Genomic DNA, 15,641 nt, shown 5'->3' with positions numbered 1-15,641 from the left:
TTTTAGTACTTTTATACAAGATTTTTCTTTGTATTTTGATAATTTAATATTAAATTCCTTTATCAACGTGACAAGGGACAGTTCAAATAGAACTGTCCCTATCTTTGTTTATGACAATAAATACTTCAATTATTCTCCCACATTTTTCTTTTTTGCCATGATTGCAGCAATTGTTACTCCAAGTCCTGACATTGCAATAATCAGCCACATGTACATGTTGTTGTCATCTGATGTCTTTGCAGCTTTTGCATCAGTCGCAGATGCTGCATAGGAGCTTGTCTTTACCTTTACAAATGCAAATGTACTGAAATGATCTGTCTCAAATACAAGCCTTCCATCTACAATTGAGGCTTTGCATGCAAAGAGCTTTTCTCCATCTACACGAAATACCTTGATTGCCTCATCAGAAGCTAATGTAAATGGCATATCCATTGTTACCTGAACCTTATCTTCAAGCTGATGAATCTGTGTTGTTCCGTCTGTCAAATTAAGCTCATATAGTGCTAAAGCTTTCACTCCTACAATCTTTTTGTTTACAATATCTGTAACCTTTGACACTTCCTTCTCATCAGTTACTTTATTTGATTCGAATTTCACTGTAGCAGGAAGGATTCCCTTAATGTCCTTAATGGTTGTTGTGCTATCTGCCTTGCTTGCTACAACCTCTCCAGGTGTGAGAGTTTCTACCGGCTTGTTATTTCCTCCATCCGGTGTCTGGTTGCTATCGTCCGGCTTGTTGTTTCCTCCGTCCGGTGTCTGGTTGCTATCGTCCGGCTTGTTGTTTCCTCCGTCCGGCGTCTGGTTGCTATCATCCGGCTTGTTGTTTCCTCCATCCGGCGTCTGGTTGCTATCATCCGGCTTGTTGTTTCCTCCGTCCGGCGTCTGGTTGCTATCATCCGGCTTGTCATCTGACTTCGTCTGATATAAGTACAAGTCGTCTGCTGTTCCCCAGCCACCTTTTGCACTCACGATACCGACAACAAGTGTAACTTTGGTTTCTTTCTCAAGCTTAAATGAAACGCTTGGAGTTTTCCAGTTTTTCCAACCCTCAAGTGTAACATTATCTCCCTTTGCAATGATATTGCCTTCTGAATCCATAACCTCAGCATAAAGCTCATCTCCATCGGCTCCCTGTCCTACATACTCAAAGATGTACTCGCCTGAAGCAAGTGTAATAGCTTTATTGTAAGTAATGGCTGCCTCTGTCTTATCTTCTCCACCATTGTACCAGTGAGCACATGCTTCTCCTGACTTCTTATCATCCTTGGTGGAAGAAACTGAATCAACAATGCTATTATCAGTTGTGAAATTATCAGCTTTTTCAAAGCCTGCATCATCTGCATCTGTAATAAGATTTTTCTGCTTTATAACTACTGTACATTTTGTTGTACCCGATGTCTTATCCTTATAAGCACCACGCTCTATTTTTCTACTGAACTTTACAGTTCCTTCTACTGTATATGTTCCTGCCTTTGAAAAATCAATTCCCTCTGTATTCCAAACAATGTTCTCTTCAACTTTTTCTGTATTATATGTCACATTAACTGTTTTTGGAAGCTCTATCTCTTTTCCTGCCTCTGCTGTGACATCTGCTGTTTCTATATCCTCAACTCCAATTTTCGTTACCTTGGCACCGGTCTTTACGTAATTCCATACCTTAAGGCCAGCTGTTGCTGTTCCATCCGGATAAAACATTGCCTGGTTATCTACAGCAGAACCGCCATACCATTTTCCGGCATCCTTTGGATCATACTCACCGCCGTAGCTTGCTGCCCAGCCTGAGCCTTTTTCCTCCCAAATCTTTTTATTTGCTTCATATCTTGCCGCTGCAGCTTCCTCTGAAAGACCTGTTGTATCTCCTACGGTAATCCATGCCGGCTCCCAGTAATACACACCAAGTCCGCCTGCCTCATTTACAGCATTGATGAGGTTTCTGATATATGTAGCCTGTCCCTGCACAGTGAAAGGCTCTGTGGCATCTGCCGAATCATCATTATTTCCCTCACGGACAGTATTTTCATGACCATCCGAATCATCAAGTGTATATGCATAGCTTGTTTCTAAAACCATTGCATCCTTTTTGTGCTTAGTCTGAACATAGCTGAGTTCTTTCTTTAAATTGCTTAGTGTTCCATGCCAGTATGGATAATAGCTTGTTCCAAGAATATCATAATTTACATTATAATTTTCAAGATTATCTGACCATGTTGTAAGTGTATTCTTCTGAGGACTTTCCACATGAATCACAACCTTTACGTCACTGTTGTAATCCTTAACACCTTTTGAGCCTGCGGAAAAGAGCTTACACATGGCATCTGTTTTTGTTTCTCCTATAAAACCGCCTGTTGTCTCATTTCCAACCTGAACCATATCTACAACATCCTTTGATGCATCAATTGTGTTTAATGATTCGTTGATAAACTTTTCTACAGCTGCAGCCTTCTCATCAACTGTATAGCCCTTCCATGCCTTAGGCACCATCTGTTTACTCGGATCAGTCCAGAAATCTGAGCAATGGAAATCAACAAGCATTTTTATTCCGGCACTGCGGCATGCATCAGCAATTTTCTTTGCGGTTGCCACATCGTTATTTCCACCACCATATCCATTTCCGTTTGAATCATATGGATTATTCCATACTCTGACACGGATATGGTTTATATCGTTTTCTGCCAGGAATTTACAGAAATCTGTCACATTGTCAATTACTTTTCCGTTATAATCCTTGTATATAACACCACTGTTGAACTCTGTTATAACAGATGAAATGTCCATTCCCATTATGAAATCAGGCGACAAATTCTTTACCTTTGCAACAACAATATCGTCATTGTCTACTGAGGTATCAGTTTCAGGTGCCTTAGATGTAATAGTTGTACATGCATAACCAAGCTCATTGCCATCTGCATCCTTAAGCTGGGCTACAACATAATACTTACCTGCTGACTTTGTTGTGTAAGCAGCCTTAAGAGTTTTTCCGGACTTATTATCGTTTTCTAATGTTCCGTCATTCAATCCATCTGTGTGGTCATTCCATGTATCAATCCACCACCATAAATTTACTCCCTCAGGAAGTTCACTTATTTCTTTTCCATCAAAGGTAATCTTCGCTTCAAGATTGACTATATCACCATTTTCTACGGTAACTTCAGTCTGGTTTACTGAGATTTTGTAGCCTTTCTGATTTTCTTCGGAAGAGTCAGTATCATCCGATTCTTTTTCATAAAGCTTTTGAAGCTTGATATTGTCAATATCGCCCCAATAGCCATTCGTAACATCTCCTCCAATACATATATCAACATCTTGTACAGCTTCAATTGTAAATTCATCAGTTGTAACTGTTTCCCAATTATCCCAATCTGTTGTAGCCGGAAGTTCTTTAGCCTGTTCCAAATATTTCACATACAGACCTGATTTAACATCTTTTTGTCCATCCTGATCAATTGAAATCCTATAGGTTCCCGGCTCAACATTCTTGATTGTTTGATATAGCGAATTGTCCCCAGTTATGTCCTTTATCTTTGTAAACTGAGTTGTATTATTTACCGCCCACTCATCTTTTGTGACAAATAGTCCACTTCCCGTTGACTTAGTCCAACCGGTTATACTTCCATCCTCATTTATAGACGACTCAAAATCTCCATTCACCACATATTCTGTGTCTACCCACTTTGCGGTATCCTCTGCTGCCTTAACCTGCTCTGTGCCAAAATCCGCCACAGCGCTCTGGCTTAAAAGCATTGCAAACACCAGTCCGGCACTTGTTATAGATGCCATTTTTCTCTTCCTGCTCATATTTTCCTCCTTGTTTTTATGCAGTGGTAAATGACTATCAAATTGATAAATATCAAAGCCATTAAGCCACTGTCATGCACATTCACAAATTGCATGTCACTCATGATTTCATCTGTTTCATGCGCAACAGCGCAATCGGTTGCAATAACTATATTTACAGTTTATACATTAAACGTTTACGTTTCAATAGACATAAATGCCAACTTATTTCTGTAATATTTAGCAAAAATACATCAATTTAATATTTGTAAATATGGGAAAATACACAAAAATTCAGCTTGTTCGAACGGTTATTCAAATAATGATATTCACATTAATTTTGTAGAAATTTCACAATACTTTTACGCGTTTTAGAAGTATAATAATTTTTTATGCAAGCTAAATATATTAATATGCTTGATATTTTTTTATTTTTTCATAGGCAAATTGCCAGAGTCCCCGGTACTATATATAAAAAAAACGTACGGCAGCTTATGAAATATTTTCAAAAGCTGCCATACGGCATATTCGTATGTTACATCAAGCTATTAATGTAATATATCTCTTTTTTCAGAACACTAATCTCATTCTCAAGTGCATTCTTTTGTTTCGTGAGCTTTTCAGATGCCCTGGCACATTTCTCGTATTTTTCTGAGAATTTCTGCTTATAGAGCATTGCATTATTTACGTCCCTGAGACGTGCATACATATCCTTTTCAAATTCCGCCTTGCGGCACTCCACGTCGAGCCTGTCATATTCGCTTTGCAGCTTTGAAAGCTCGTCTGTACGCTCCTCAAGACCAATATTCCAGATTTCTTCATTAGTCATAAACAAAATCCTCCTTTACCTTCTACAGATGTAGTACTCGCTCTTTAATCTCCTGAGTTCTTCCCTGATTCCAGAACTGTGTGCCTATATAGCCACATGTACGGCGGGCTACACTCATCTTGTTCTGGTCACGGTTGCCACAATGTGGGCACTCCCAGATAAGCTTGCCTGAGCCCTCTTCCTCTACGATTTTGATTTCTCCGTCGTAGCCGCATACCTGGCAATAGTCGCTCTTTGTATTCAACTCTGCGTACATGATATTGTCATAAATGTACTGCATTACCGAAAGCACTGCCGGGATATTGTCCTGCATGTTTGGCACCTCAACGTAGCTGATGGCACCTCCCGGAGACAGCTTCTGGAACTGGGACTCAAACTTGAGCTTGTCAAATGCATTAATCTGCTCTGTTACATGCACATGGTAGCTGTTTGTAATATAGTTCTTGTCGGTAACACCCTCGATGATACCAAAGCGCTTCTGTAAGCACTTTGCGAACTTATAGGTGGTAGACTCAAGCGGTGTGCCATATATACTGAAATCGATGTTTGACTCCTTTTTCCACTGCTCACATGCATCGTTTAAGTACTGCATTACCTTAAGTGCAAACGGTGTGCCTTCCTTTGGCTCTGTATGTGATACACCCTTCATGTAGCGCACACACTCACAAAGTCCTGCATAGCCGAGTGAGATTGTTGAGTATCCGTTAAATAATAATGGGTCTATAACCTCTCCCTTTTTCAGACGTGCAAGTGCTCCGTTCTGCCAGAGAATCGGTGCCACATCGGATTTGGTACCAAGAAGCCTCTTATGTCTGCACATAAGTGCTCTGTGACACAGCTCAAGTCTCTCATCAAGTATCTTCCAGAATTTTTCCTCATCCTTTTCTGAAGAGCATGCCACATCAACGAGATTTAAGGTGACAACACCCTGGTTGAAACGTCCATAGTATTTACGCTTGTTTGGATCAAAGTTCTTGGCATGTGCCACATTACCTGCTGTTTGTGAGCATCTGTCCACTGTGAGGAATGAACGGCAGCCCATGCATGTATACACATCTCCGTCCTTAAGCTCCTTCATGACCTTCTCTGAAATATAATCAGGCACCATTCTCTTTGCAGAGCACTGTGCCGCAAGCACTGTGAGATTCCAGTACTTTGAATCCTCTGTGATATTATCATCCTCAAGCACATATATGAGCTTAGGGAATGCCGGTGTAATATATACACCCTTTTCGTTCTTTACGCCCTTTATTCTCTGGTGCAGCATCTCCTCAATGATTGCGGCAAGATCTGCCTTTGTCTGCGGATCGGATACCTCGTTGAGGTACATGAATACTGTGATAAACGGTGCCTGTCCGTTTGTAGTCATGAGTGTGATGACCTGATACTGAATCATCTGCACACCGCGGTTGATTTCTTCCTTGACACGGAGCTCTGCGACCTCATTGATTTTTTCGTCATTCAGATCAAGTCCAATGCTCTCAAACTCCTTGCGCACCTGCTTTCTGAACTTTTCACGGCTGACCTGTACAAATGGTGCCAGATGTGCAAGCGAGATACTCTGTCCACCATACTGTGAGCTGGCAATCTGTGCTATAGCCTGGGTAGCGATGTTGCAGGCTGTAGAAAAACTCTTTGGTGTATCAATCATTGTCTCACTGATTACCGTACCGTTCTGAAGCATGTCCTCAAGATTTACCAGACAGCAGTTGTGCATGTGCTGTGCAAAATAATCTGCATCATGGAAATGGATAAGTCCCTTCTCATGAGCCTCCACTATATCCTCAGGAAGCAGGAAACGACGTGTGATATCCTTGCTCACCTCACCTGCCATGTAGTCACGCTGTACGCTGTTTACAGTAGGATTCTTGTTGGAATTTTCCTGCTTTACCTCCTCGTTATTGCACTCAAGAAGGCTAAGAATCTGCTGGTCCGTAGAGTTTGACTTACGGACGATGGCCCTCTTGTATCTGTAAGTGATGTAGTTTCTGGCCACGGTAAAGGCACGCTTGTTCATAAGCTGGTTCTCTACCATATCCTGTATCTCCTCAACGCTTGGAGAGCGCTTCATATTCTCACATGCGGTCTCCACATTATTTGCAATTTCCTCAATCTGATCAGCAGTAAGCTTCTCATAGTCAAGCACTGAACCGTTTGCCTTTCTAATGGCAGCTACAATTTTAGCTGCATCAAATACGTCCTCACTGCCGCTTCGCTTGATGATTTTCATGTAAATTTCTCCTCTCTGTATACTAAATGCTGCAAAATACGCTACACTATATATAGTATCATTATTTACATCACATACCATATATATGTATTTTATCATGTGTAATGGCACAAAATATGCAGCTATAGATGAGATGTAATCATTTAATTCGCATCACAGCCCTGCAATATAAAGCCAGCTGCTCACCAAACGATTACTATATAGCTACATATAAAATGTCATATTATTTATTACAAATCTGTGCATCTGTTTTTGATGACAATCTAAATTATACAAGATATTGTTGCTATGTCAATACGCTCAACAATATTTTGTAGCATTTTGACTTATTGCACAAAAAAAGCCACAATATTTATGCTACTTTTTCAACTCTGTAATTATTTTGTTACTTGTTAAGCTTTTCCATATTGTCAATCACTCTGTCCAAAAAGCCAAGCATCATGTCAAACTCTTCCTTAGAAAAGCCTTCGTGCATGGCTTCCTCTATTCCCATTATATTTTCCCTCACCCTGTTTTCGTGGTCCAGTGCTTTTTGCGTCAGCTCAATCCTTTTAAGCCTTGCATCATTTTCCATAGGTGTGCGCACGATATAGCCGTTTTTTTCAAGACTTTTAAGCATATTTGTCACTGTGGCTCCTGACAGATGAAACTTTGCCTCGATATCCTTTTGAAATATATTTTGGCCCGGATTATCCATTATATATCCAATCATCATACCCTGGCTTCGCGGTATACACTCTGTTTTACTGCACCTTTTTCTGTCAAAATATCTGTCTATGCTCCTGCTGATGCGGTTTATCTTGTGTCCTAAGTATTTATCCGGTGTAAACTCCTTCATATCTGAAATCCTTTCATAAATTTTTCTTGACAATAAAAAAAGTATATCTATAATATAGTTAGCACACTAACTAATTAAATGCAAGTATTTTTTTAGTTAACCACATTACCATAAATGTGGGAAGTTCGTTTTAATCAAATATAAAATATAAGAAGAAAGGACAAAACATATGTTAAAAACACTAGGTGCCCAAATAAAGGAATACAAATGGTCTTCAATTGCAACACCTGTTTTCATGCTGCTTGAGGTGGCTGTGGATACCATAATCCCTCTTCTCATGGCTTCAATCATCGACAACGGTGTCAATATGGGCGACACAAGGCATATCTATATCATGGGTGTGTGTATGATTGTCGCAGCACTGTTTGGTCTTTTAACAGGATGTCTCGGTGCAAAATATGGTGCAAAGGCCGCCATGGGCTTTGGAAAGAATCTGCGTGCTGCAATGTTTCGCAACATCCAGACCTTTTCCTTTGCAAATATCGACAGATTCTCATCCGCGAGTCTTGTCACACGTATGACAACCGATGTGACCAACATCCAGAATGCTTACATGATGCTGCTTCGCATGGCTATGAGAGCCCCTGCGTCCATAATATGTGCGATGGCTATGTCATTTTTCATCAGCCCTCGCCTTGCGACAATATACTTAATCGCTGTCATTGTGCTTGGAGCTTTACTGCTTTTCATCAGTAAGGCGGCCATGAAATACTTCGACAGAGCCTTCAAGCGCTATGATGACCTGAATGAAAGTGTACAGGAAAACGTATCCGCTATCCGCGTTGTAAAGGCATACGTCCGTGAGGATTATGAGAAGAAACGTTTTTCAAAGGCAGCACAGAATATCTACGACGTATTTGTGAAGGCAGAAAGCCTTGTGGTATACAACTCTCCGCTCATGCAGTTTACAGTGTATGCCTGCATCCTGTTAATAAGCTGGCTCGGAGCTCATATGGTGGTAAGCAGCACTCTCACTACAGGTGATCTGATGGCTCTTCTCACCTATTGCATGAATATTCTGATGCACCTCATGATGCTCTCCATGATTTTTGTTATGATTTCACTCTCACTCGCATCTGCAAGACGAATCAGCGAGGTATTAAATGAACAGAGCACACTGCACAATCCAAAGGAGCCGCTTTACGATGTGCCTGACGGAAGCATAAGCTTTAAGCATGTAACCTTCAGATATTCAGACACCGCTGAAACTCCGGTTCTGTCGGATATAAATCTAGACATAAAATCAGGTGAGACCATCGGCATCATAGGAGGAACCGGAAGCTCGAAATCTTCCCTTGTAAACCTGATAAGCCGTCTCTACGACACAGACACCGGCTCTGTAATCGTCGGAGGCCACGATGTGCGTGAATACGACATGGACACTCTCAGAAACAAGGTAGCTGTCGTGCTCCAGCAAAACGTGCTTTTCTCGGGCACCATACTCGAAAATCTGCGCTGGGGTGACAAAAACGCTACCACAGATGAGTGTATTGAAGCCTGCAAAATGGCATGCGCCGATGATTTTATCGAGTCCTTCCCTGACAAGTACAACACCTACATAGAGCAAGGCGGAACCAACGTATCCGGTGGTCAGAAGCAGCGTCTGTGTATCGCAAGAGCTCTGCTTAAAAAGCCAAGGATACTCATACTCGATGACAGCACCTCGGCTGTGGATACAGCAACAGATTCAAAAATCCGTGCTGCCCTCGCAAAAACAATACCGGGAACCACTAAGCTCATCATCGCACAGCGTATCTCATCAGTCATGGATGCTGACCGTATCATTGTGATGAATGACGGAAAAGTGGACGGCTTTGACACTCACGAAAATCTGCTTAAAAATAATGAAATCTACCGCGATGTTTACGATTCCCAGACAAACGGCGGAGGAGACTTTGATGAAGGAGGTGCTGCCTGATGCCAGGACCAAGAGGACCACAAGGTCCAAAACCCAAAATTAAAAATCCCGGTAAGCTTTTTGCGCGCCTCATGGGATTTATTTTCAAGAAATATTTACCGGCCTGCATAATTGTTGTGATATGTATCTTTGTCAGTGTACTTGCAAATGTGCAGGGAACCATGTTTACCAAAAATTTGATTGATGACTATATAGTACCACTGCTTAAGACAGGAAGTCCCGACTACGGACCACTCCTTGCAGCAATAGGAAGGGTCACCGTATTCTACGGCATCGGCGTCATCAGTACGTTTGCATACAGCAAAATAATGATTTACGTATCACAGGGCACCATTAAGAATCTGCGTGTTGAGCTCTTTTCCCATATGCAGGATCTGCCAATCCGATACTTTGACTCACATGCGCACGGCGATATCATGTCAATTTATACAAACGATATCGATACACTCCGCCAGCTCATCAGCCAGAGTCTTCCGCAGATACTTAACAGTGCTATCACTGTTGTGAGCGTTTTTGTTTCAATGGTCATATTAAATATTCCGCTCACCGTACTAACTATCGTGATGGTAATCGTAACAACAGTCGTGACAAAGAAATTTGCAGGCTTCTCCAGCCGCTATTTCCTTGCGCAGCAGCGCGACCTCGGCAAGGTTAACGGCTTCATCGAGGAAATGCTCAACGGACAGAAAGTGGTCAAGGTATTTACCCACGAGCAGGAAAATATTGAAGCCTTCGACAAAATAAACGATGAACTCTTTGAAAGTGCCTACAATGCCAACATGTACTCCAACATGCTCGGTCCTGTAAACGCACAGATTGGAAATCTAAGCTACGTGCTCTGCGCTCTTGCCGGCGGTGTTATGGCTCTTTCAGGCTTTGGCGGTCTGACCCTTGGTAAGCTTGCGAGCTTTCTGACCTTTAACAAGAGCTTTAACATGCCTATCTCGCAGGTCAGCCAGCAGTTCAACAGTATCATCATGGCGCTTGCCGGATGTGACCGTATCTTCTCTCTGCTCGACGAAACGCCTGAGACTGACGAAGGCTATGTCACACTAGTAAATGCTAAGGAAGAAAACGGAAAACTTACCGAAACCCATGAACGCACCGGCTTATGGGCATGGAAGCATACTCATCAGGCTGACGGCTCTGTGGACTACAAAAAACTTGAGGGCGATGTGGTATTTGACGATGTGGATTTCGGATATGTGCCTGAGAAAATTGTACTGCACGATGTGAATCTTTTTGCATCACCCGGTCAGAAGATTGCCTTTGTCGGCACCACCGGAGCTGGAAAGACTACCATCACTAACCTTATCAACCGCTTCTACGATATAGCAGACGGCAAGATAAGATATGACGGCATCAATATAAACAAGATTAAAAAGGCTGATCTGCGCCACTCTCTTGGCATTGTTTTGCAGGATACCCACCTTTTCACAGCTACTGTCATGGAAAACATCCGCTACGGCAAGCTTGATGCCACAGATGATGAAGTATACGCAGCTGCCCGCCTGGCAAACGCCGATACGTTTATCCGACAGCTTCCTGACGGCTACAATACTGTACTGACAGGTGACGGTGCAAACCTAAGCCAGGGCCAGCGCCAGCTTCTAGCCATTGCGCGTGCCGCTATCGCCGACCCGCCTGTGCTCATCCTCGATGAGGCTACAAGCTCAATTGATACACGTACCGAGCGTATTGTTCAGGACGGCATGGATAAGCTCATGCATGGCCGCACTACATTTGTTATCGCACACAGGCTTTCTACGGTCAGAAACAGCGACTGCATTATGGTTTTGGAGCAGGGACGCATTATTGAAAGGGGAAGTCATGATGAGCTGATTGCAAAGAAGGGAAAGTATTATCAGCTTTATACCGGAAAGACTGCGTAATTCAGTGCCATGGCATGACTACGAAAACCGGGAGACCGGGAACGCAGCCGGGGGATGGCACACCCTCATGTAAGCGACTAGCGAAGCTGTTTAGATACTGTAGAATTATGCACATGAAACACAGAAATGCCCAGCCATGGATGGCTGGGCAAGGTGTTATGCGCCATGGACGGCGCATAAAAGCCAGTTTCGTCAAGCATAGAAACACTATAAGCATAATTCGTACAGAATCTTAACAGCAAAGCGTTAGCGCACATGAGGGTGTGCCATCCCCCGGTTGCGTTCCCGGTCTCCCGGTTTTCTTACGCTGTGACTGGATGTTCATTTGTGGTTAGCTAATATTTCTTTTATCTTTTTGCACTTCGGCCTAATACAATTCCACCATATCGCTTGGCATTCTCAGATCACCTCTAGGAGATAATGAAACAGTTCCAACCTTTGGTCCGTCAGGTATGCATGAACGCTTAAACTGCTGCTGTCTGAAACGCGTAAAGAATGTTTCCAGCGTCTTTTCTATTTCGCCCTTACTTACATTTGCAAAAGCAATCTCTGCAAGTTTTAATATCCGCTCCCGGCTTTCTCCATTACGCAGAAAATGATAAAGGAAGAAGTCATGAAGGTCATATTTGCCGATGCTCTCCTCTGTTTTCTGTGCTATGTTACCGTCTTTATCCGGCGGCAGTAGTTCAGGGGAAATAGGCAGGTCTGCTATTTCGCAAAGCACATTTTTCATTTCATCCGTTGACGCGCACTCGCTGGCATAAGCCTGTACAATGTATTTAACAAGTGTCTTTGGTACACTGCAGTTCACGGCATAATTGCTCATATGGTCGCCGTTGTAGGTGCACCAGCCAAGCGCAAGCTCTGACATGTCACCTGTACCGATTACAAGTCCGTCTACCATGTTTGCATAATCGAACAATACCTGTGTACGCTCTCTGGCCTGAATGTTTTCATATGTCACGTCAAAAACATCATCCGGATGTCCTATATCCTTCATGTGCTGTCTGCATGCAGCCTCAATATTAACTTCCACGGCTGTCACTCCAAATTCTTCCATAAGCCTGTCAGCAATTGTCTTTGTAGTAGATGTCGTTCCAAATCCCGGCATTGTAATACCATAGATATTTCTCTTCGAAATGCCAAGTGCATCAAATGCATCACAGCATACCAACAGTGCAAGTGTGCTGTCCAGACCGCCGGATATTCCAAGAACAACCTTTTTTATTCCGGTGGATATGAGTCTCTGTTCCAGACCTTTTGCCTGAAGTGACAAAATCTCCATGCAGCGGTTTTTTCGGTTGTTTTTATCACTTGGTACAAACGGATACGGATTAACTTTCTTTGGCCATATTTGATAATCCTTCATCCGGTTTTCACCATTTAAAATTACTTTTATCACATCCGGCACATCAGCCCATGAATCGCTGTTGTATCTGTGGCGGTCATTCATGCAGCGATCAATATCTATCTCACTTATCACAAAACCAGAGCTCATCACATCATCTTCTGATACCTTTTTATTCATACGTTTTGAATAATCTGACGTCTCACCAGCTATTCTGCCATTATCAGCTATGATGCAATGGCCGGAAAATACCAGATCCGTGCTGCTCTCTCCTGCACCGCTTGACGCATACACGTATCCGGCACGGCATCTTCCTGACTGCATCGCCACAAGACTGCGCCTGTATTCTCTTTTTCCGATTACGTCATTGCTTGCTGATGGATTTATAATGATATTTGCACCGGCTTTGCAAAGCTCCCCGCTCGGAGGCGCACTTACCCATAAATCTTCACAAATCTCAGTACCGACAATTGCGCCTCTCAGATCCTTGATAATAATGTTCGGAGAAAAAGGTACTGTTGGTCTGTTTGCGACATAATTTAAAGTAATCTCATCTGATAATCTCTTGTCTGCGCTTGTAAACCAGCGTTTCTCATAAAATTCGCCATAGTTAGGAATATATGTTTTTGGCACAATTCCAACAATTTCTCCGTTGTGTACATATGCAGCACAGTTGAAAAGTCTGCCAGCTTCATCTTCTATCGGCAGTCCCACGCATACAAGGATGCTTAAATCCTGCAATGCTGTTTTAATCCTGTCCAGTTCTTGCTGAGCCTGCGCGAGCAGTTCTTTTCTCAAAAACATGTCTGCACAGCTATATCCCGTAATACACAGCTCCGGAAAAACCACAAGCTGCACATCCTTTTTTTGCAAGTGACTCTGCAATGTGTATGATATTGTCAGCATTGTTCACGCAGTCCCCGAGATAAATCTCAGGGGACGATGCAGCAACACGGTAAAATCCTGTATTCATGACATTTCCTCCTAGCGGTCATTTTTCATCCTGTAATCAATGCAGCGGTTTAAGTAATCCACATAATCCGGATTTTTGCACATCCCCTTGCCGGGTGTATCAGAAATCTTCGCTACATCCATACCATTGCATATTGTGGTTTTCATGACGATATTGAGTGCAGGAACATCTGTATCATTACTTAAGTATGTACCGATACCGAAAGCTACATTTGTTTCCTTGCAGAAATGTCTGTAGAGCTTGTCAGCACGCTCAAAGTCAAGACTGTCGCTGAATAAAAGTGTCTTTGTTTTAGGGTCAATTCCAAGGCTCTTGTAATGAGCAATCATCTTTTCACCCCACTCATACGGGTCTCCGCTGTCATGACGCACTCCTGAGAAAAGTGTCGCATAGGTCAGCTGGAAATCACGCAGGAAACAGTCTGTTGTGATTGTGTCAGTAAGCGCAATACCGTTTAATACTCCATACTCCTTAACCCATGCATCGAGAGCATACCAGTTTGAATATGCCGGATTGTGCCTGTGATTGCCCTGTCCTGTGCACATAATCCACTCATGAGCCATGGTGCCTACAGGTGTAAGTCCGTACTTCTTTGCAAGATACACATTTGATGTGCCGACAAAATTTGATGAACTGTGCAGGGTGTCGTTTAAATGTGCGAACTTCTGCACTGCAAGCTCCTGCGCTTCAGCAGAAAGTCTTCTTCTGAGACCAAACTCTGAGAATGTACCCGCGTACCAGTGTCCGTTCTTTAAATTCTCATACTTTGCATCCAAACGCTTCTTAAAGCTGTCAAGCAGCTTATCATAGTCATATGCCATTCTGAAATACACTTCATTTACAATGGCAAGTGTCGGAATCTCATACATTGAAGTGTTAAGCCATGTTCCTTTTGCCTCGATAGACAAGCCACAAGGTGCATCTGTTCCTATCTCAAAATCCTCAAAACGCGGCTGCCAGAGACGAAGAAAATCAACATAAGAGCCTTTGATCCATTTGATATTGTCAAGATATGCAAGCTCATCCTCTGTAAACCGAAGCTTACAGAAAGTCTTAATCTGTTCTGTTATCTCCTGCACCATTTCCGGTGTAAAATGCACATCTTCATTTCTGCACTTGAATGTCCATGTGGTCTTGTAATCCGTAAACTGATGGAATATTGTCTGACCCATGCTGAATTTATACATATCAGTCTCTAAAAGACTTGTGATTATCTGGTTTAATTTCATAATATTCTCCTCCCATTTCATACGCTATTAGTATGTCAGAAACATTTTTAATAAATAGCTTTCTATATAATATTGACCTGAATCATCTTCATTGCTTCTATTGCTGTCTTATGACTTTCAGGTGTTACGCAGGCACAGGCATTTTCTATCACGGACACCTCTGCATCTTTACAGAACGTCTTTGCAATCGCTACGTTGCTGATTACGCATATTCCCGTGCAGAATCCGCAGAAATAAATCTCTGTATCGCTGTTGTCATATCCCGCAAGCAGTTCGCCAAGCTCTTTGCTGCCAAACGTCGGCTTGTCAATATAAGTCATATCGTCACAGTCAACTCCGCGCTCCTTCATTGCATCTTTAAGACGAGCGTCTACTTCCCATCCGTTTGTCCCTTTAATACAGTGAGCTACCGGAAGCTTTCTTCCCTCCTGAGTATTCAGATAGTTTTCATCATGCGTATCCCTTGTGAATATCACGTCATCATATTTTCCTGACCTGATTTCATCTGCAATAACATTTGTTGCCACGTTACACTCCTTGTTTCCAAGAACTCCCGTAATAAAGTCATTCTGTGCATCCACTACTACTAAAATTTTCTTTGCCATAATCA

Annotated in this window: 8 protein-coding genes and 1 pseudogene; 2 read left to right on the top strand and 7 right to left on the bottom strand. The window is 42.5% G+C overall.

Annotation, left to right across the window (positions count from 1 at the left end; translation table 11 throughout):
* Positions 1-129: 129 nt before the first annotated feature.
* The 4 genes from ACTQ1L_RS06245 to ACTQ1L_RS06230 form a co-directional block, all read right to left on the bottom strand.
* Positions 130-3,795, bottom strand: a complete 3,666-nt coding sequence (locus ACTQ1L_RS06245; protein ID WP_441366024.1) for a glycosyl hydrolase 53 family protein — start codon at positions 3,793-3,795, stop codon at positions 130-132.
* 514 nt (positions 3,796-4,309) lie between these two features.
* Entirely contained in the window at positions 4,310-4,603 is a 294-nt protein-coding gene (locus ACTQ1L_RS06240; RefSeq protein ID WP_308656888.1) for a hypothetical protein, read from the bottom strand.
* Positions 4,604-4,625: 22 nt separating this feature from the next.
* The gene (gene nrdD, locus ACTQ1L_RS06235; protein WP_441366022.1) at positions 4,626-6,833 is read right to left on the bottom strand and encodes an anaerobic ribonucleoside-triphosphate reductase; all 2,208 of its coding nucleotides are present in this window, start codon (positions 6,831-6,833) and stop codon (positions 4,626-4,628) included.
* Positions 6,834-7,218: 385 nt separating this feature from the next.
* Positions 7,219-7,671 carry a MarR family winged helix-turn-helix transcriptional regulator gene (locus ACTQ1L_RS06230; RefSeq protein ID WP_441366020.1) on the bottom strand — a complete coding sequence of 151 codons (453 nt, stop codon included), beginning with the start codon at positions 7,669-7,671 and terminating at the stop codon, positions 7,219-7,221.
* A gap of 169 nt (positions 7,672-7,840) precedes the next feature.
* Here ACTQ1L_RS06230 and ACTQ1L_RS06225 point away from each other — a divergent pair, with 169 nt between their 5' ends.
* Together ACTQ1L_RS06225 and ACTQ1L_RS06220 are read left to right on the top strand one after the other, a co-directional pair.
* Positions 7,841-9,589, top strand: a complete 1,749-nt coding sequence (locus ACTQ1L_RS06225) for an ABC transporter ATP-binding protein (protein ID WP_441366018.1) — start codon at positions 7,841-7,843, stop codon at positions 9,587-9,589.
* Positions 9,589-11,481 (top strand): ABC transporter ATP-binding protein, encoded by a 1,893-nt coding sequence (locus ACTQ1L_RS06220; RefSeq protein WP_441366017.1) that lies wholly within the window; start codon positions 9,589-9,591, stop codon positions 11,479-11,481. The genes ACTQ1L_RS06225 and ACTQ1L_RS06220 overlap by 1 nt, the downstream gene beginning before the upstream one ends.
* A gap of 367 nt (positions 11,482-11,848) precedes the next feature.
* On the opposite strand, the pseudogene ACTQ1L_RS06215 reads toward ACTQ1L_RS06220, so the two are convergent.
* The 3 genes and pseudogenes from ACTQ1L_RS06215 to ACTQ1L_RS06205 all read right to left on the bottom strand — a co-directional run bounded on the left by ACTQ1L_RS06215 (position 11,849) and on the right by ACTQ1L_RS06205 (position 15,636).
* Positions 11,849-13,802 (bottom strand): annotated as a pseudogene (locus ACTQ1L_RS06215) (NAD(+) synthase).
* Between the two features lie 11 nt (positions 13,803-13,813).
* A complete protein-coding gene (gene pncB, locus ACTQ1L_RS06210; protein WP_441366015.1) occupies positions 13,814-15,031 on the bottom strand; it encodes a nicotinate phosphoribosyltransferase in 1,218 nt (405 codons plus the stop codon).
* 62 nt (positions 15,032-15,093) lie between these two features.
* The gene (locus ACTQ1L_RS06205; RefSeq protein ID WP_441366014.1) at positions 15,094-15,636 is read right to left on the bottom strand and encodes a cysteine hydrolase family protein; all 543 of its coding nucleotides are present in this window, start codon (positions 15,634-15,636) and stop codon (positions 15,094-15,096) included.
* Positions 15,637-15,641 lie beyond the last annotated feature (5 nt).

The sequence above is a fragment of the Agathobacter sp. LCP21S3_B2 genome, from assembly GCF_052118705.1.
Taxonomy (GTDB): domain Bacteria; phylum Bacillota; class Clostridia; order Lachnospirales; family Lachnospiraceae; genus Roseburia.
This window is presented reverse-complemented; position numbering and strand designations above follow the sequence as displayed.